Origin of the sequence: Pseudoalteromonas sp. OF7H-1 (genome assembly GCF_022347825.1) — a bacterium.
Lineage (GTDB): Bacteria > Pseudomonadota > Gammaproteobacteria > Enterobacterales > Alteromonadaceae > Pseudoalteromonas > Pseudoalteromonas maricaloris.
Genome location: NZ_JAKRFX010000020.1, coordinates 1 through 17,807, shown reverse-complemented (window position 1 = coordinate 17,807; position 17,807 = coordinate 1). Strand labels below are relative to the sequence as shown.

General features: G+C 45.5%; 15 protein-coding genes. 7 read left to right on the top strand and 8 right to left on the bottom strand.

All coding sequences use genetic code 11. From position 1 onward, the window contains the following. Window positions 1-3 precede the first annotated feature (3 nt). Together MHN30_RS19935 and MHN30_RS19930 are read right to left on the bottom strand one after the other, a co-directional pair. Window positions 4-951, bottom strand: coding sequence for an ion transporter (locus MHN30_RS19935; protein ID WP_039493932.1), 948 nt, complete (start codon window positions 949-951; stop codon window positions 4-6). 32 nt (window positions 952-983) lie between these two features. Further along, window positions 984-3,653, bottom strand: a complete 2,670-nt coding sequence (locus MHN30_RS19930) for a bifunctional acetate--CoA ligase family protein/GNAT family N-acetyltransferase (protein WP_130163474.1) — start codon at window positions 3,651-3,653, stop codon at window positions 984-986. A 145-nt stretch (window positions 3,654-3,798) separates the two neighbouring features. Between MHN30_RS19930 and MHN30_RS19925 the strand changes: the two genes are divergently transcribed. Further along, a complete protein-coding gene (locus MHN30_RS19925; RefSeq protein WP_010374677.1) occupies window positions 3,799-4,509 on the top strand; it encodes an SIMPL domain-containing protein in 711 nt (236 codons plus the stop codon). Between the two features lie 84 nt (window positions 4,510-4,593). Here the strand turns inward: MHN30_RS19925 and MHN30_RS19920 are convergent, their stop codons facing one another. From MHN30_RS19920 to MHN30_RS19905, 4 genes are all read right to left on the bottom strand, one after another. Next, the gene (locus MHN30_RS19920; RefSeq protein WP_010374680.1) at window positions 4,594-5,076 is read right to left on the bottom strand and encodes an NYN domain-containing protein; all 483 of its coding nucleotides are present in this window, start codon (window positions 5,074-5,076) and stop codon (window positions 4,594-4,596) included. Window positions 5,077-5,116: 40 nt separating this feature from the next. Then, window positions 5,117-5,806 (bottom strand): hypothetical protein, encoded by a 690-nt coding sequence (locus tag MHN30_RS19915; protein ID WP_239360881.1) that lies wholly within the window; start codon window positions 5,804-5,806, stop codon window positions 5,117-5,119. A gap of 73 nt (window positions 5,807-5,879) precedes the next feature. Further along, window positions 5,880-6,392, bottom strand: coding sequence for an NUDIX domain-containing protein (locus tag MHN30_RS19910; RefSeq protein ID WP_239360878.1), 513 nt, complete (start codon window positions 6,390-6,392; stop codon window positions 5,880-5,882). 85 nt (window positions 6,393-6,477) lie between these two features. Continuing rightward, the gene (locus tag MHN30_RS19905) at window positions 6,478-7,530 is read right to left on the bottom strand and encodes an aldo/keto reductase (RefSeq protein WP_239360876.1); all 1,053 of its coding nucleotides are present in this window, start codon (window positions 7,528-7,530) and stop codon (window positions 6,478-6,480) included. A 156-nt stretch (window positions 7,531-7,686) separates the two neighbouring features. Between MHN30_RS19905 and dinB the strand changes: the two genes are divergently transcribed. The 3 genes from dinB to MHN30_RS19890 all read left to right on the top strand — a co-directional run bounded on the left by dinB (window position 7,687) and on the right by MHN30_RS19890 (window position 12,224). Continuing rightward, on the top strand, window positions 7,687-8,811 hold the full coding sequence (gene dinB, locus MHN30_RS19900; protein WP_069022594.1) for a DNA polymerase IV: 1,125 nt from the start codon (window positions 7,687-7,689) through the stop codon (window positions 8,809-8,811). A 125-nt stretch (window positions 8,812-8,936) separates the two neighbouring features. Further along, window positions 8,937-10,622, top strand: coding sequence for a carbon starvation protein A (locus tag MHN30_RS19895; RefSeq protein WP_239360874.1), 1,686 nt, complete (start codon window positions 8,937-8,939; stop codon window positions 10,620-10,622). Between the two features lie 69 nt (window positions 10,623-10,691). After that, complete coding sequence (locus tag MHN30_RS19890; RefSeq protein ID WP_239360872.1) at window positions 10,692-12,224, top strand: leucyl aminopeptidase family protein; 1,533 nt, start codon at window positions 10,692-10,694, stop codon at window positions 12,222-12,224. A gap of 67 nt (window positions 12,225-12,291) precedes the next feature. On the opposite strand, the gene MHN30_RS19885 is transcribed toward MHN30_RS19890, so the two are convergent. Continuing rightward, window positions 12,292-13,257: a YihY/virulence factor BrkB family protein gene (locus MHN30_RS19885; protein WP_130163480.1), complete on the bottom strand. Its 966-nt coding sequence runs from the start codon at window positions 13,255-13,257 to the stop codon at window positions 12,292-12,294. A gap of 134 nt (window positions 13,258-13,391) precedes the next feature. Between MHN30_RS19885 and MHN30_RS19880 the strand changes: the two genes are divergently transcribed. Continuing rightward, window positions 13,392-14,507, top strand: coding sequence for a mechanosensitive ion channel family protein (locus MHN30_RS19880; RefSeq protein WP_130163481.1), 1,116 nt, complete (start codon window positions 13,392-13,394; stop codon window positions 14,505-14,507). Window positions 14,508-14,585: 78 nt separating this feature from the next. Here MHN30_RS19880 and MHN30_RS19875 read toward each other — a convergent pair whose 3' ends face one another. Beyond that, the gene (locus tag MHN30_RS19875; protein ID WP_130163482.1) at window positions 14,586-15,017 is read right to left on the bottom strand and encodes an Lrp/AsnC family transcriptional regulator; all 432 of its coding nucleotides are present in this window, start codon (window positions 15,015-15,017) and stop codon (window positions 14,586-14,588) included. Between the two features lie 163 nt (window positions 15,018-15,180). On the opposite strand from MHN30_RS19875, the gene MHN30_RS19870 reads away from it, so the two are divergent. Next, the gene (locus MHN30_RS19870; protein ID WP_130163483.1) at window positions 15,181-16,092 is read left to right on the top strand and encodes an arginine deiminase-related protein; all 912 of its coding nucleotides are present in this window, start codon (window positions 15,181-15,183) and stop codon (window positions 16,090-16,092) included. A gap of 82 nt (window positions 16,093-16,174) precedes the next feature. Further along, the gene (locus MHN30_RS19865) at window positions 16,175-17,605 is read left to right on the top strand and encodes an alanine/glycine:cation symporter family protein (RefSeq protein ID WP_130163484.1); all 1,431 of its coding nucleotides are present in this window, start codon (window positions 16,175-16,177) and stop codon (window positions 17,603-17,605) included. The last annotated feature ends 202 nt before the right edge of the window (window positions 17,606-17,807 follow it).

The window sequence follows — 17,807 nt, the reverse complement described above, 5'->3', positions numbered from 1 at the left end:
TGGCTACAGCTTTTTACCGCAGTGGCGACAGTACATATGATGGACGCGTTGACTACTCATCAGTTTAATCGCTTGGTTTGCTTCTAATTGACTTAAGCCAAGTTCAATACGAAGGGCTTCTAAATGGGCCCTTTCACTTTTGTCGACATCGCCATCGACTAACGCATGCAGCACAGCCTCATTGAATGCATCTCGACGTTTGCGCATTTGGTCCGCAAAGCTTGAAGCCAAGAGGCCGGTGGGGATCGCGACCATGCCCATACTGAGTAAAGTGATAAGGCCACCAAAAAATTGTCCAAGTGGGGTGATTGGTACAACATCGCCGTAACCCACAGTGGTTAGAGTGGCCATCGCCCACCACATGGCTTTGGGAATGGAGCCAAACTTATCCGGTTGCACATCGTGTTCAATAAGATAAATTCCGCAAGAGGCCATGATAAGCACCACACTCATAATGAAAAAGGCAGCAAGCAATGAACTCGACTCTTCTTTAAATGCTGCGAGCAGCAACTGCATGGCTCGAGAGTAGCGCGTCAGCTTAAAGATCCTGAGTAATCGAATAACACGTAAAAAGCGCAGATCAAAGGTGATAAAGGCCATTAATATGGTTGGTAAAATAGCGATGAGATCAATCACCGCCAGCGGTGAGATCAGATATTTTAGGCGCTTTTTCCAATTAGGTATATCCAAATGGCGGTAATCAAGTTTATCGACACAGCACCAAAACCTCAGTAAGTATTCGATGGCGAAGATGGTCACACTGACTAACTCTAGGGTTAGAAAGTAGTGATGGTACACACTTGCTAAGTCGCGCTCAGATTCCAACACGATAGCAACGACATTGGTTAAAATCAGGGTGATGAGGAAGATATCAACTGCGCGCCCGAGTCGGCGATATTGCCCTGTAGCCTCGAGCACCGCAGCCGTTTTTTCTCTGATGTGAAGTTGCATCAAGTTGCCAGCATCCCTTATCTTTTTTGTGTTTAGTTTAAGTGTAACACCATCTGAATGGTGCCTTCCTCAAAATCTCGAGATACGGTAAATCCAAGCTTTTTGGCAAGGCCTATCATCCCGCTGTTTTCTGGCAGGGTAATCCCTTCAATGCTTTGTACGCCCTGTTTACGACAGTGTTTTATAGCAGCTTCCATGAGTATGTGTCCAAGCCCAAGTCCTTGGCGATCTGAGCGTACCACTACGGCAAATTCAGCTACTTGGTTATCAGGGTCCATCAGCACGCGTGATACTCCAAGCGTTTGGTAGCTAGATTTATTAGGCACAGTGACGATAAACGCCATTTCTCGGTCGTAGTCAATTTGCGTCATTTTGGCGAGCTGTTCATGATTAAATTGCGGCAGTTCACCAAAGAAGCGGCGGTATCTATCTTCTTTACTTAAAGACTGATCAAATTCTTGGTGCGCTCTTTCATCCTCAGGACGAATAGGTCTCAAGGTTGCAGGGCGGCCATCTTTTAACGTCACGGTTTTTACCAGTTCTCGAGGGTAAGGTCGGATGGCCAAGCGTTTACGGCCAGATATCGGTTCGTATCGTCTGAGCGTAATACTGGCGTCGAGCACTTGGAACTGACCCGAGCAGGCCAAAATAGGATTGAGCTCCATATCAATGATATCGGGTTGGTCGACTACCATTTGAGACACTCGAGTGAGTAGGGCACACAGACGGTATTTATCGACCTTTTCAGGTAGTGCTCGCTCTTTGATAAAGCCTTTATCATGGGCGGCTGCAATCAGGTACTTTGCAAGGTTCATATTCAGTGGTGGTAATGCCACCGCAGCTTGCGAAAAATTAAGCCCGGTGCCTGCTTCACCCAGCAAAATAACAGGGCCAACACCGGGTTCGGTTTTTACTGCTATCCGTAATTCTTGTCCACCAGCGCGTTTTGCCATGCGTTGCAAAGAGAAGCCTTCTATTTCAGCTTCGGGGGCAGCCTCACGGATCCGTAGTAACATCGAAAATGCGGTTTGTTCTACTTCTTCGGCATCGTTGAGGTTGAGTACAACCCCACCCACTTCCGATTTAGAAGGAATATCATGGCTTATCAGTTTGAGTGCAACGGGGAAACCAAGCTGCTGAGCTTGCTCTTTCGCTTCTGAGGGGGTGAGTGCGATTTGTGTCTCTATACATTCTATATCGTAATTAGCCAGCACTTGAGAAGCCAAATGGGTCGCGAGTTTATTGGCACCTGAATTTAAAAAGTCATTGATTAAACGTTTGCTTTGCAGGTGTTGCAGCTGGCCTTCATCACTGTAGGACTCAGGTGTTTGCGTGAGGTGTTTTTGATTTCGGCGGTAGCTCACCAAGTGCATAAAGGCGCCAACTGCGCCTTCGGGTGTACGATAAGTTGGGATCTTAGCATTTGCACATACAAGCCTTGCAGCGTAGGCCGCTTCTTCACCCATAAAGTTTGTCATCACATAAGGGCGTGCCATTTTTGGAATTTTGGCTAGGGTCTGTGCAATGATCTCGGCATAAGCGGTACTTGGCGCAAGCGCTGAAGGAGTATGAATTATCAATAAGTTTTTGACTTCGTCAGCCTTTAATAAAATCTCTAGTGCTTGTTGGTAACGTTTTGGCGAGGAATCACCAAAAATATCTATCGGGTTACAAGCATGATCCGTTTGTGGGATCAGGGCGCTGAGCGCTTGCTTAGTCTGCTCGCTTAGCACCGCCAGTTTGCCTGAGTTCTGCAGTAAGGTATCGACCGCCATAATGCCAGGGCCGCCGCCATTGGTTAAAATGGTCAGCTGTTCTACTTGCAGCAATTTGGGGTGTAAAGCAAGCGTTTGGGTGGCAGCAAATAGCTCCCTAAGATCGTTTACCCTCAGCATACCTGCACGTTGGAACATGGCATCATAAACTGCGTCATCGGAGGTATTGCCGCCGGTGTGATTCAGCGCAGCGATTGCGCCAGCCTTGGTTTTACCGGTTTTTATGGCGATGACGGGCTTACTAAACGCAGCGGCTCGAGCTGCGGAAATAAAGCGCCTAACATCGTCGATATTATCGATGTAAAGCAAAATAGCTTGGGTTTTTGGATCCCGTCCAAGGAAATCAAGTAGTTCGTCGAAATCGATATCAAGGCAATCCCCAACGGAAACAAAGTAAGAAAAGCCGATTTTTTTATGTTGTGCCCAGTCCAGTATGGTTGAACATACCGCCGCCGATTGTGAAATAAAAGCAAGCTTACCGGGTGCTGCAACCGTATGAGAAAAACTGGCATTAATACCCAAGTGAGGAATGAGTAAACCGAGACAATTAGGACCAAGTAAAGTGACCTTCGCTATTTTGGCAGCTTCTTTTAATTGTTGTTTGTGCTGATTATCAAGACCTGCCGCGATGATGATTGCATGTTGACAGCCAATATCACCAAGCTCATTGATGATTTGCACTAGGGTTTGTTTGTTGGTACAAATAACAGCGAGATCAGGGACTTTGGGGAGCTGTTTGATGGCGCTGTAGGCGAGCACTCCATGCACGGCGGTATGCTTTGGGCTGACGGGCATAATGGGCCCTTTAAAACCGCCTTGTAGCAAGTTACGCATTACGATAAAGCCGGCGCGATCAGGATTGTTAGAGGCGCCAATCACCGCGATGGATTGGGGGTTAAAAAATTGGCTAATACGCTTTACGCTCATACTGTTTCCTAGTTCAGCCGCAGCTCATAAGCACCACTCTACCATTTTGCTCGCGGTTTTCGAGTGCAATTAAGGTAGACTTTGATCTATCTCCATAATAATTGTTTGAAAACCATGACTGAGGCGTAACGTTGAGGACAGAGATATGTCTACTATGAGTAAATATTTGGCTCCTGCAGCTTTGCTATCACTAGCGGTGGTAGTGAGCGGCTGGATGGTAAAGTCGACCATTCTAGAAGTAAAAGGAATGGAGCGAACGGTAAGTGTAAAAGGGTTATCGGAAAAGGAAGTAACAGCAGACACGGTGATTTGGCCCGTATTTTATCGTGATGCAGATAACGATCTGGAAGCCTTGGTGGAGCGCACGGAAAAGAAAAATGCGGCGATCCGCGCGTTCTTAACCTTGCATGGCTTTGATGCTTCAGAGCTTTCGATATCAGCGCCTTCCATTACGGATAAATACGCCCAAGAGTACGGTCAAAACAATCAAGGATTTCGCTATGTGGCAAAAGCCGGTGTGACTGTGTACTCCAATAATCCAGATAAAGTCTCGCAAGCACTAGGGCAGTTAAGTGAGCTGGCCAAGCAAGGTATTGCTATCACTAAAGACGACTATCAAAATCGGGTTGAATATTTGTTTACTGGTCTTAACGATATTAAGCCTGAAATGGTGCAAGAAGCCACACAAAAAGCACGAGAAGTGGCGGTCAAATTTGCTAAAGATTCCGACTCTGTGCTTGGCAAAATAAAATCGGCAAGGCAAGGACAATTTAGTATTCGCGACAGAGACAGTAATACGCCGCAGATAAAAATCGTGCGTGTCGTGACGAGCGTGGAATATTACTTATCGGATTAAAACGCGTGTATTGCGCGACCAAGCAATCGAAAGTGACGAATTCGTCAACAAGCAAAGCCGTTTTTATCAAGGTGCTTTGCTTGTTTATTTCTTGCCAATCAACAATTCGTTTTCAATTGGTATAAACTCACTGGCTGCACGGATCAGTGAAGCGGCGGTAAGCTGCGGCACGCCGTAAACTTCGACTCGGGTATGGTATTTATCTCTGAGCTTATTCGCGAGTAAATCAAAATCACCATCGCCAGTAACTAGAATTATCACATCGGATCCTGACGCGCATTCCATGGCATCAATGGTAATGCCAACATCCCAATCACATTTCGCGGAGCCATCGGCACGTTGAATATAAGGCTTTAACTTCACTTCAAAGCCAATCGCTCGCAAGATATTTTGGAACTGTCTTTGTTTGTCGTCACCCCGTTCGCTGGAATAGGCAATAGCTTGATATACCTCGCGATTAGCCGTTGCTTTGCGCCAAAACGCATTATAGTCAAAGCCTGTTTGGTAGGCTTGCTTGGTGGTGTAATAAACATTTTGGGCGTCAACTAAAATGGTGACTTTTTCCATAATGGATTCTTCGCAATAGATTTGCTTTATGATAGCAAGATTAGCGTTTGTTTAGCCATTTACTCATTGCGGCATCATAGGCTTTTTTGATGGCACCGCCATCGCAAGGGCGAGGCGCAGTACGCCAATTCTTATTTAATCCTTCCGGTGTAGGGATACTCGGATCGGGCCTAACTTCAGCGTAACACAGGCCATTTTCACGGTAGACTGTGTATTGGGGCGTAGACTCGAGTTGCTCTCTTTGTATGCTCGCAGCAGTGGTTTGATGCGTTTTAGGGACGGTGAGCCGCTGTGGCTTTTCTTGGCTTTGGCTGAGTACAGCGTCACTCGGAGCGCGCTCTAAAAGTTGCTGACGAAATTGAGAGATTGCTTTGCGATGGTCTAATTTTTTAGGTTGCGTGACGACCGCTGCTTTGGTTATGTGCTTAGTTGTACTTTCAACCGTAGGCTTTTTTGGTTCTGCTTGTGCAGTTTTTGGTACTTCAACCGTATCGTCCGGCAGCGTCGGTTTTAACTCCTCTACTGGCTTATCTTCAGTTATCTTCGGTGTCGCAATACGCTCCATCTTGGGCTTGTCAGGCTCAATAACCAAATAGGTTTTCATTGCCTTAATTTCTTCAGGCTTTGAGGGGATATAAATACTTTGTTGCAGATACCAGCCGAGCAGTAGATGCAGCACAATAGAGGCGATAATGGTGAAACTAATCAGGTTGTGTTGGAGCAGCCGCATTATTCTTATTAAATCCTTGAGTCATGCGGAGTTAGAGCTTAATAAAGACTTAATTGTTCCCTCAATAGGCAAATTAATCTGTGACTAATTGCGCGGAAATGTGTTTTAGCAAAGTGAGTTCACGTAAAACGGACATCCCTTTGTTATTCGCATCATTGAGTTTTGCTTCGTTATGCGCGATGGCTTGGTTTATATTGATCCACACCGGCTTCATACCATTGGCGCGTTCATAATCCTCCATAGCTGGCGCATCAAATTCGCCACAAATCTCACAAACGTAGCAATAAGAAATAATATGTACATTGTCATGACCGGGTTTATACCAAGGGCGGTACTCTTCATAGCGGCCAAACGGCGTCAACTCTGTGATGGATACTGCACCCGTTTCTTCTTTTAGCTCGCGTTCCAATGCTGCTTCTAAGCTTTCACCCTCGTCGACGCCGCCACCTGGCAAGGTGTAATCGTCATAACGTTTGGTGTAAAGCATAAGGATGTCGTTGCCTCTAAGGACAATGGCGCGAGTGGTTTTTCTGGTAAAGCAGCTGCCTTGAAGCGGAATGACAGGGGTGTTATTTAAGCTTTGCATGGGGTTTTAACTTCGATCTAGGTAACAAAGGTGGATTTATGGGGCGATACGCCCGCGTAAAAGCGGCGTATCGCGAATGAAGATATTAAAACGGAGCAGGGTACGCTTTAAATACCGTATCAATCTCGGCTAAAGATTCTGCACATAGCGGTTGTTCAAACGCTTGAATATTTTCTTTAAGCTGTGCCATGGTTGTCGCGCCGATAATAGTTGAAGTCACGCCATCGACTTGATTGCACCAAGCTAGCGCCAGTTGCGCTGCTGTCATATTAAATTCTTTGGCGATCTCTAAATATTTTGCAACGGCTTCTTGTGCTAGTTGTGTGTCCCTAAATAGGCCTTGTCTTTGCACTAAGGTAAAGCGGCTGCCTTCAGGTCTTGCGCCCCCTAAATACTTACCGCTCAGCATCCCACCAGCCAATGGCGACCAAGGTAAATAGGCAATATCTTCGTTTACGCAACTCTCAATCAAGTAAGGCCAATCTTTGGCATGTAGCAAGCTAAACTCATTTTGAATCGAAACCGGCTTAGGTAGGTCGTGCTGCATCGCCAAATTAAGGTAAGTGTGAATGCCCCAAGGCGTATCATCAGAAAGACCCCAATGGCGAATTTTACCTGCTTTAATACAGCTCGCTAAGCCTTCTAAAATATCTAGCATGCCAGCGCGTTCTTCGTCGCGGTCAAGCGCGCTCAAAGGCACCATGCCTGGCCATTGTTTACCAAAGTGCGGTGAAGTACGGTTTGGCCAATGTAGTTGGTAGAGGTCGATATAGTCGGTATTCAGGCGCGCTAAAGAATCATCCACTGCTTGGATCACTGATTGTCCCGTAATAGAGCCGCCTTCACGGATCCAAGGCAAACCGCTTCCCGCAATCTTGGTTGCAAGCACGAGCTTTTCGCGCTTTTCTTGGTGGCGCTTTAGCCAATTGCCAATGATGGCTTCGGTTTTACCATAGGTTTCAGGTGAGGGAGGGACCGCGTACATTTCAGCGGTATCAATGAAGTTAATACCACGGCTTAGTGCATAATTGATTTGCTCGTCGGCATCATGCTGGTTGTTTTGTACGCCCCAAGTCATGCTTCCTAAACAAATGCGCGAAACTTCTAATGGGCTACTACCAAGTCGTGAGTACTTCATGCAGGCTCCTGATTGATTGATTGCTGAATGATTAAATATAGCCAAAGTGACGGATTTAGTACTTTGAACTGTATTGATATTGTTAGCATTATCTCTGTTTTGCAGTGCAACTTGCAACAGACATCCACACAAGTATAGCCCAGAACACTAAGGCCTATGTTCAAGATTGCAACAGTTGGAAAATTAGCACATAATAAACACTGTTTATTTAGACAGTGTTTTAACGTGCGTAAATTTATTCATATTGATATGGACGCGTTCTATGCATCAGTAGAAATGCGCGATAACCCCGAGCTTGCAAAGGTGCCGATGGCGATTGGTGGTCGTAGCCATCGCGGGGTGCTATCCACGGCTAACTATATTGCTCGGCAATATGGGGTGCGCTCGGCTATGTCGAATTATCAAGCGAAAAAACTTTGCCCTCAGCTGGTGATTGTACCGGGGAGAATGGAGGTATATAAGGCAATATCGCAACAAATTAGAACTATTTTTGCCCGCTATACTGAGCTAATTGAGCCACTGTCTTTGGATGAAGCCTATCTAGATGTCACTGAGTGTCAGCAATGTAATGGCAGTGCAACGCTTATCGCCGAGCAGATCCGAGCGGATATATTTGCAGAAACGGGCCTTACGGCTTCGGCAGGAATTGCGCCAATCAAGTTTTTAGCCAAAATTGCTAGCGATGAAAACAAGCCCAATGGTCAGTGTGTTATCCCGCCTCACCAAGTGAGCGCTTTTATTGATGCGTTACCCCTTAAAAAAATTCCAGGTGTAGGTAAAGTGACTCAACAACGTTTGCTAGCCATGGGACTTGAGTATGGCCGAGACATTAAGGCACTGTCTGAAACTCAGTTACGCCAGTCATTTGGCAAGTTTGGCGCTGTATTATGGCGGCGTTGTCAAGGTATTGATGAGCGCCGAGTTGAGACCGATAGAGTGCGCAAATCGATAGGCGTTGAAACCACATTTGCAGAAGACACGCTTGACCTTGATACTTTAAAACAAGTCATAAAAGAAAAGTTGTTACCTGAACTGACTCGCCGAGCACAGCCTTATTTACAGCGCGGCTTTAATAAGCTTGGCGTTAAAGTGAAGTTTTACGATTTCACCCAAACCACCAAAGAATGCCAATACCAGCATATTGATTTGCCCGTTTTCGAGGAATTATTGATTGAGGCGATGTCACGGCAAAAGTTTAAACCTGTGCGCCTCGTGGGCTTGCACTTAGGACTAAATGAAAAGTCTAACACGCAAGCTCAATTGGGACTTTTTGATGGCTAATTCTGACCTACCTAGACTAAAAGATAACTGCAATTAGTTTAATTTGTGCTAGCTTCGAAGTTGTCGTGCAACAAACTAATCACGCCAACTGCGTGTAATTAAAACAACAACAAGAGGTAAGCATTATGCAATCCATAATGATCGTACTCTTCGGCATCATAGGGATGTTATTTGGATGGTTTGTCTATTCCAAATTTATTGCTGAAAAAATATTTAAAATGGATGACAACTTTGTCACGCCGGCTCATGAGCTTGAGGACGGCGTGGACTATGTTCCCACTAACAAAGTGGTATTGTGGGGACATCACTTTACTTCAGTCGCAGGCGCAGCACCAATTGTAGGTCCAGCTATCGCTGTTTATTGGGGTTGGGTGCCAGCTGTGCTTTGGGTTGTATTCGGTACCATATTCTTTGCGGGTGTCCACGATATGGGCGCGCTGTGGGCAAGTGCTCGCCATAAAGGCAAGTCGATGGGCGCGTTGTCTGAAAGCGTGATTGGCAAGCGCACGCGTTCATTGTTTATGATAGTGGTCTTCCTTGTACTGCTCATGGTAAATGCCGTGTTCGGTGTGGTAATCGCAAACTCCTTCGTGGGTAACCCAAATGCGGTATTCCCCGCTTGGTCTGCTATCGTCGTGGCGCTTATCATCGGCCAATTGCTGAAACGAAAAGTGCCGCTAGTACCGCTCTGTATTATCGGGGTTATTGTGCTCTACGCGACCATTTATATGGGCAGTAGTATGCCGATTACCTTACCAACCGAAATGTTTGGTCTAAGCGACAAAGCCAATTGGATCATTATTTTGTTTATCTATGCCGCCGTGGCGTCATTGTTACCGGTTTGGATGCTATTACAACCTCGTGACTTTATTAATGGCATGCAGCTGTTAGTGGGATTGATCCTGCTTTATGGTGCAGTATTTGTGGTGATGCCAGATATCACCGCGCCTGCGTTTAACACCCAAACGGTAGAAAATACCCCAAGTATCATACCCCTGCTATTCGTGACTATCGCTTGTGGTGCGGTATCTGGTTTCCACGGTATTGTTTCGTCGGGAACGAGTTCAAAACAACTAGACAAAGAAAAAGACGGCCGTTTTGTCGGCTACTTAGGTGCAGTTGGTGAAGGTTCACTTGCACTTATCACTTTGGTCGCCGTGAGTGGCGTGATGCTTGCTGTATCACCTGAAGAGTGGCACGAAATTTATAGTCATCTTGGTGCAGGCAGTGTATCAGCCTTTATTAACGGTGGTTCAAATCTTATCAGTACAGGTTGGGGACTACCAGTCGAGATCGCATCAACCCTACTTGCCGTTATGGTTGTACTTTTTGCAGGCACTACCATGGATTCTGGCGTTAGACTTCAGCGTTATATTATTCAAGAGTGGGGCGAGATCTATACCATCAAGTTCCTGAACAACGGTATCATCGCGACTTTATTGGCCGTTGCATGTTGCTTGCTACTCGCCTTTGGCGCTGGTGGCGCATCGGGTAGTGGTGGTATGGTGATTTGGCCGCTGTTTGGTTCAACCAACCAAATCTTGGCAAGCTTAACCTTGTTAGTTATCTCAGTGTATCTTATCAAACTCGGGCGTCCTGCAAAGTACACCTTGATCCCTATGGTATTTGTGCTGGTGATGGCGTTTTTTGCCGGAGTGATCAAGCTAGGTGAATACTATCAAAAAGGCAATTGGCTGTTGGTTGTGCTTGACGTTATCGTGCTGGTGGTCAGTATTTTGGTGATGTTAGAAGCTTGGTCTGTGATCAGCAAAACCAAAGCGAAACCAGATGAAGCCCGTGATATGTCGTAGTTCCCTTGGAACTTGACCACAAATCACCTATAGTCGGCCCTAATTCTAATATAGAAAAGGGCCGTTTTTATGTCTTTTCCAATCGCATTACCTTGTAACACCCTATTTGAAAGCGATGCAGATGCAATCGTTGTTGTTACTCATGATATTCAAAACCTTGGCAGTGCAGAGCTTGACGAGGTTGCTGCACCATTTATAGCTGTGGATGCGCGCATTGCGCAAAAGGCAAGTCTGCTTGTTTCAGACAAAGTACCTGGCAAGCGTTTGGTGATTGCGCCAACCGGACCACTCGATAGAGATTACGATGACGTTCGCCGTTACTTTGAAGCGGCAAAAGCTGGTATTTTAGAAGCGAAAGCGGCTGGTGCGGTAAAACCTGTGCTTGCTGTTGTAAATGTGCCTGCCGATGCTCGTTACGAAAATGCGCGTGCAGTCAGCTTTTTAGGTGCTTGCCAAGGCTTATGGCAGCCATTAGAAGCGCGTGAGTACCGTGGCGAAGTGATTGAACCAATCGAAGCGATTTATGTTTTTGACGAGTCAGCACAATGCTGCGATCAACTGAGCGCAATCGCTGCAGGCCAATATGCTGCGCGCGATCTGTGTGGTACAGAACCTGAGCGCATGGCACCACCTCGTTTTGCTGACTACTGTGTTGAGCTATTCCAAGGTTCAGCAGTAAACGTTGAGGTTATCGCTGATCGCAAGGTTATGGATGATCAATATCCACTCCTAAGCACGGTAGCGCGTGCCTCTTATGCCGTTGAGCGCCACCATCCTCGTGTTGTAAAAATGGCATACGAGACTGAAGGTGACGTCGAACGTACTCTTATCTTTGTTGGCAAAGGTCTTGTGTACGATACTGGCGGTGCAGACTTGAAAGTGGGCGGTTTTATGGCGGGCATGAGCCGTGATAAAGGCGGTGCGGCGTCAGTGGTTGGTTTTATGGAAGCGGTTGCTAAGTACCAGCCAAAAGGTATTAAGGTTATTGCATATCTTGCTGTGGTTCGTAACTCGATTGGTTCTGACTGTTTCGTGCCGGATGAAATCATTGAGAGCAGAGAAGGCGTTCGCGTTCGTATTGGTAACACCGATGCGGAAGGTCGCTTGGCGATGGGGGATTTACTCAGTGAAGCGAAAGACTTAGCACTGGGTGAGAAAAACCCTGAAATCTTTACGGTTGCAACACTGACAGGTCATGCAGCGCGCGCCATGGGCCCTTACAGTGCCTATGTTGAGAATGGTCCTGCACGAGCAGCACAAGTATCTCGCAAGATTGCAGATATGGGCGACTTATGGGCTGACTGCGCGGAAGTATCGCGTAGCCGACGCGAAGACTATGACTTTGTAAAACCACGCACCCTTGCGGATGATGTGCTATCGAGCAACAACGCACCATCGGCGGTTACCGCTCGTGGTCACCAATTCCCAATGGCATTTTTGGCAATCGTTGGTGGCCTAGACAAGCATGGTTGTAATGCAGAATTGCCAATTCCGTATGTACACATGGATATTGCAGGTAGCGGCGTTGAAGGTGGCGACTGGCAGCATGGCAAACCAACCGCTGCAACCGTTGCAAGCTTGTTTGCTAGGTACTGCATCTAACAGATAATCGTTTAAAAGGGAGCGAATTTGCTTCCTTTTTTATGCCTATAATCCATTCCACGTATCGTTATTGCTTTTCTTGACGCTGTCTTGTCGTTAAATTATCAGCCACAAATGCGCCTCGTTGTCCTCTCACTTTCTCAGGACCTACGGTACTATCTTTTAAAGTTTGTAGTTCAGTACTGGCATTTAGTGCGGCACCAAAAATAATGATGTATGCGCTTAAGTATAACCACATCATCATAATGACAACGCCACCTAATGAGCCATAAGTTTCATTGTAAGAAGCGAACTGCGCGACGTAATATGAAAATCCCAATGACGCTAAGATCCATAAACCGGTTGCGGTAAACGAGCCGAGTGTTATCCAACGCCATTTTGCGGCTCTGCGATGTGGTGCATAACGATAAACAAACGCCAAAGAAAAGTGAAATAGCGCTGCTAAAATAGACCAAGTGATTATCTGGATAATCGAATCGAGTGCTGTGGTAAATCCTACGAGGTTAAGCACAATCGGTAAAATCCCGATAATAGACAACGCCACAATCGCGACGAAAATCGCCCCCACAGAAAACAAAAAGCGCACCACTAGCGCTTGCAAAAACTGCCTTTTATTGTGCTCATGATACGTAATGTTGCAGGCTGTAATCAATGCTTGGCAGCCTTTACTGCTACTCCAGATTGTTAAAAAGAGGGTAAAAATAGCACCTAGACTTAGGCTTGCCTGCGATTTTTGAGTGAGCGCCTTGAGTTGTTGCAACATAATTTCTTGGCTGGATGGTGGTAAGAGCTCAATTAGCGGCAGTAGCTGATCAACCATTTCTGCAGGAGAAGAAAAATAGGCATAGATAGAAACGACGGCTGCTAATGCGGGAAATATTGCCAGCAGAGCATAAAATGCCACTCCAGCGGCAACCAGGGATAAATTATCTTGGGATAAGCTGTGATATAGCCGTTTACTGACATCCCACCAACCGAGTGCTGGAATATCACTTGGCCTGTCTGCATTAAAGCCATGTTTATGAGCTGCCATTGGTCTTTCCTAAATCAATTCTGGGCCTGTTGTTCTAAAGTGATATACAGCAAAAGGTTTGCCAATCTCGTTTGGCGTTATATTTGCTACTAGTCAACTCGTGACCTTGTCAATAAAAACCCAAAGAGTGCAATATGGAAATCAATAATATTATTAAAAATCAAATGACTAATATGATTCAGACGGCAGCTTCTCGCGAAGCGACTGAAGCCGTGAGCACATCAGATACGCTAAGTTTAAGCGCACAGGTTGTGCACTTTTTACAAACCGCATGGCAATTATTACCTGCTCTGGCGTTGGGGATTATGGTTATTGTGCTTTGTTATTATTTAGCGCGGCCAATCTCTTATCTTTTGATTAAACCCATAGGTTATGTCAGTAAAAGTCGATTATTGCATCTCGTCACTCGCCGTTTTATCAGTGTGTTAGTCATATTTTTTGGTATTTATATCTTTTTGCGCTTGGCCGGATTGAGTGAGTTTGCCGTCGCAGTAATGAGTGGCACTGGGCTTGTCGGTCTTATTCTTGGGTTTGCGTTTCGTGATATCGCCGAGAACTTTATTTCGAGTATGTTACTTAGTGTCCAACGCCCGTTTAGAATTGATGACGTTATTGAAGTGGATAACCGTTTGGGGATCGTTAAAAAGGTCACCGCCCGCGCAACGACCTTAGTTGATTATGATGGCAATCACATTCAAATACCCAATGCTACCGTCTACAAGAATGTAATTAAAAACTTTACTGCCAATCCCAAAACGCGTGGACACTTTAAGATTGGTATTGGTTATGACAACGATATTCGCCTGACGCAGCAAATTGCAATTGACTTACTTAAAGAACAAAGCGCGGTTTTAAACGACCCGCCACCTCAGGTTCTACTTGAAGCCTTAGGCTCTGCGACTATCAATCTTACCATTTATTTTTGGGTCAATAGCGAACAACATAGCCCGATCAAAGTGGCGTCTCAGCTCATGCGAGAAACCGTTAATTGCTTTACTGCACACGGAATTAGCATGCCTGACGATGCCAGAGAGCGGATAATCATAGCTGCAAATAATGAAACGCAAGGAGCAACCAAAGAAGCGACTAATAATTTGAGTAGTAGCAATGGAGTCTCCGTGAAACAAAAGAGTAAAGCCATAATAAGTGCGGTAGATGCGGATATTGACGATGTGAGTAGCGATGTAGATGAGATCAGAGAACAAGCCGAACGTGCTCGAAGCCCAGAAGAAGGGGACAATATTATTTAGCGGTAAATTAGGGCCTGTTGAGCTTTAGTTTATTTAGGACAATTGATTCACTTACCCTAATCTAAACGCCATCGAGCTTTACGTACTCGATAGCAAAATACTAGTTTCACTATTTAAAATGCCATCAATCTCTCGAACTTGCCTCAGTACACCATCGAATTCACTGAGGTTAGCGGCTTGCACTTCAGCGATTAAATCCCATGCCCCGTTCGTGGTATGAATTTTACTGAGTTCGGGGATCCCTCGCAGTGCATTAATCACTTGCGTGGTGGATTTACCACTCACTTCTATCATCATAATAGCGCGCACAAGCTCGGACTCGATATGTTCATGAACCCGTACAGTAAAGCCTTGAATTGCACCACTGGAAATGAGTCTATCTAAACGGTTTTGTACGGTGCCACGAGACACATCGAGCGTCGTGGCTAAGGTTGAAATGGCTGCTCGGCCATCTTTGCGCAATTCAGCAATCAAGGCTTTATCAAGCGCATCATATAGATAAGGAGTCATAGTACGGCTTTGTGGTTTTTTGTTGTATTAGTCTATTTGTATAATTCAACTTAGCAAAGTGATAGAAAATTGCACGAATTGTATAAGATTTTGGCATTTAAATTGTCTTGTGGTGTGGTTACACTGATATTGAGTATGACAACGCCCAAATGATGAGTGCAGTATGACAACGATATTCCAAGCACCAAGAGCTGTGGTGATGATCCGCCCACACCATTTCACTTCGAATCCGCAAACCATGCAAGATAACGCGTTTCAGCAAGCTTGCAGTGAAAACAATCCTAACAACAGAGCCTATGTTGAGGTCAGTAACGCCGTGCAAGCATTAGAGTTGGCTGGCGTGAAAGTGCACTTATTTGAAGATACCTCCACAGACACGCCAGACTCGGTCTTTCCAAATAACTGGTTTTCGACGCATAGCGATGGTCAGTTAACGATTTATCCTATGTACGCCTTGAATCGACGATTGGAGATCCGTCGCGATATTATCGATTTTCTGAGTGCTCACTATCAGGTGACAAACATCAATGATTATAGTCACCTAACTGCTGAAGAAATATTCCTTGAAGGCACCGGCTCTATGGTTATCGATCATAAAGCAAAAGTGGCCTATGCAGTAGAATCCAAGCGCACTAACGCCGTGTTAGTTAATCAAGTTTGCGAGCAGTTGGGACTACAGGCAGAGATATTTAATGCCTATGATAAGAATGAAGTGCCTGTTTATCACACCAATGTCTTAATGTGTGTCGCCACCGATTTCGCCATGATATGCCTAGATATGGTGCCAGAATATCAGCGGGCACAGCTTATTAATCGTTTTACGCAAAGCGGCCACACCCTGATTGCGCTATCTTATCTGCAGATCCAACATTTTTGCGGCAATGCGATTGAGCTACAAGGCAGTATGGGACGCATACTCGCGCTTTCCACAACGGCTTATCAGGCGTTGTTGCCTGAGCAAATTGCTGTCATTGAAAAGTCAGCTAAGCTAGTTGCTATCGATATACCGACAATTGAAGCCGCAGGTGGCTCGGTGCGTTGTATGATTGCTGGAGTCCATTTAAATAACCGTTAAATAATACTAGGGCCTGTTTATCCTTCAAGAAGGTCAACAGGCCCTAGATAAACGGCAAATAATAATAAAACAGGAACCGCCTATGTTTGAAAGTGCAGTTAAGAGTATCAATGGGCTCTTATGGGGAGAAGGTCAGATACTTATTTATATCCTGCTATTTGCAGGGTTTTGGTTCACTATTCTTTTGCGAGGGATACAAGTTGTAAAGTTTCGCCACATGTTTAGTCTGTTACGAGGTAGCAGTCAGGGTGATGACAATACAATCAGTTCATTTCAAGCGTTATGCACGGGGTTATCAGCTCGAGTTGGAACCGGTAACCTAGCAGGTGTTGCGGTTGCAATTTCTCTTGGTGGCAGTGGTGCGATATTTTGGATGTGGATGATAGCCATTTTGGGGATGGCAACAGGCTTTGCCGAAAGTGTGCTTGGGCAGGTCTATAAAGTGCGAGATAGCCAAGGTGAATTTAGAGGTGGCCCTGCTTATTATATTCACATGGGATTGGGAAGTCGGGCGTTTGCAGTATGTTTCGCCTTTTGCTTGTTTTTGGGATATGGATTTACCTTTAGCGCGATGCAAACTAATACCATCACCGATGCGCTCAATAATGCGTTTGATGTTCCAACCTTATATTCAGGTATTGTGATCACAATCCTTGCAGGCTCTATTATTCTTGGTGGCTTCAAAGCGATTGCACGATTTGCTGAAAAGGTAGTGCCAGTAATGGGATTAGTCTTTGTCCTTGCGGCCATTACTATTACCGTGATGAATTACTCGCAAGTCCCTGCCATGATCAAAGATATTTTGCTTTCAGCTTTTGGCTTGCAAGAAGCGGGCGCTGGCGCACTTGGCGCAGCTATCAAAAATGGTATTCAGCGCGGGCTCTATTCTAACGAGGCCGGAGCGGGTAGTGTGCCGCACGCATCGGCCAGTGCGTCGCCAATTCCTAATCACCCCGTGACCCAAGGTTATATCCAAATGCTAGGCGTATTCTTTGATACCATAGTGTTGTGTAGTTGTACGGCCGTGATCATTTTATTGGCAGATATAGATATTGGCAGAGAGATGGAAGGCATACGGCTAACGCAATCTGCGATGACCGCGCATTTAGCAACTGGGGGCGTGTACTTTGTCGCGGCGGCGATTACTTTATTTGCTTTCACCTCTGTAGTGGCTAATTACGCCTATGCTGAAAGCAACTTACACTTATTCCACCTGGATAATAAAGTTGGCCGTTCAATTTACACCGCATGCTACTTATCTATGATGTTGTGGGGCGCTTCGGCAACGCTAAAACAGGTATGGGATCTTGCCGACATCGCATTGGGTTTAATGACGGTGGTAAATGTTATTGCCATCGTGCGTCTTACACCCACGGTCTTGGCGGTTACGACTGATTATCATCTGCAAAGAGCAAAAGGGAAAGAACCTGTATTCGAAGTCGATAAGGTCAAAGTGCAAGGAGTTACTGAGTCTGGCATTTGGGGTAATATTAATGCGAATAATTCAGCCTAATATATTTTAGATGGAATAAATAAAGGCCGAATTTTTCCGGCCTTTATTTATTCTTTAACTTTTTAAGTTAAAAAGTACGCGAATTCAACTCCGAAGTGCACCACTCGCTAAATTAAGCTGCTTTACGTAATTCATTGAATACTACAGCAGGCTGTTTATATCCTAAACACTTTCTCGGTCTGGCATTTAATGTCCGCTCAAT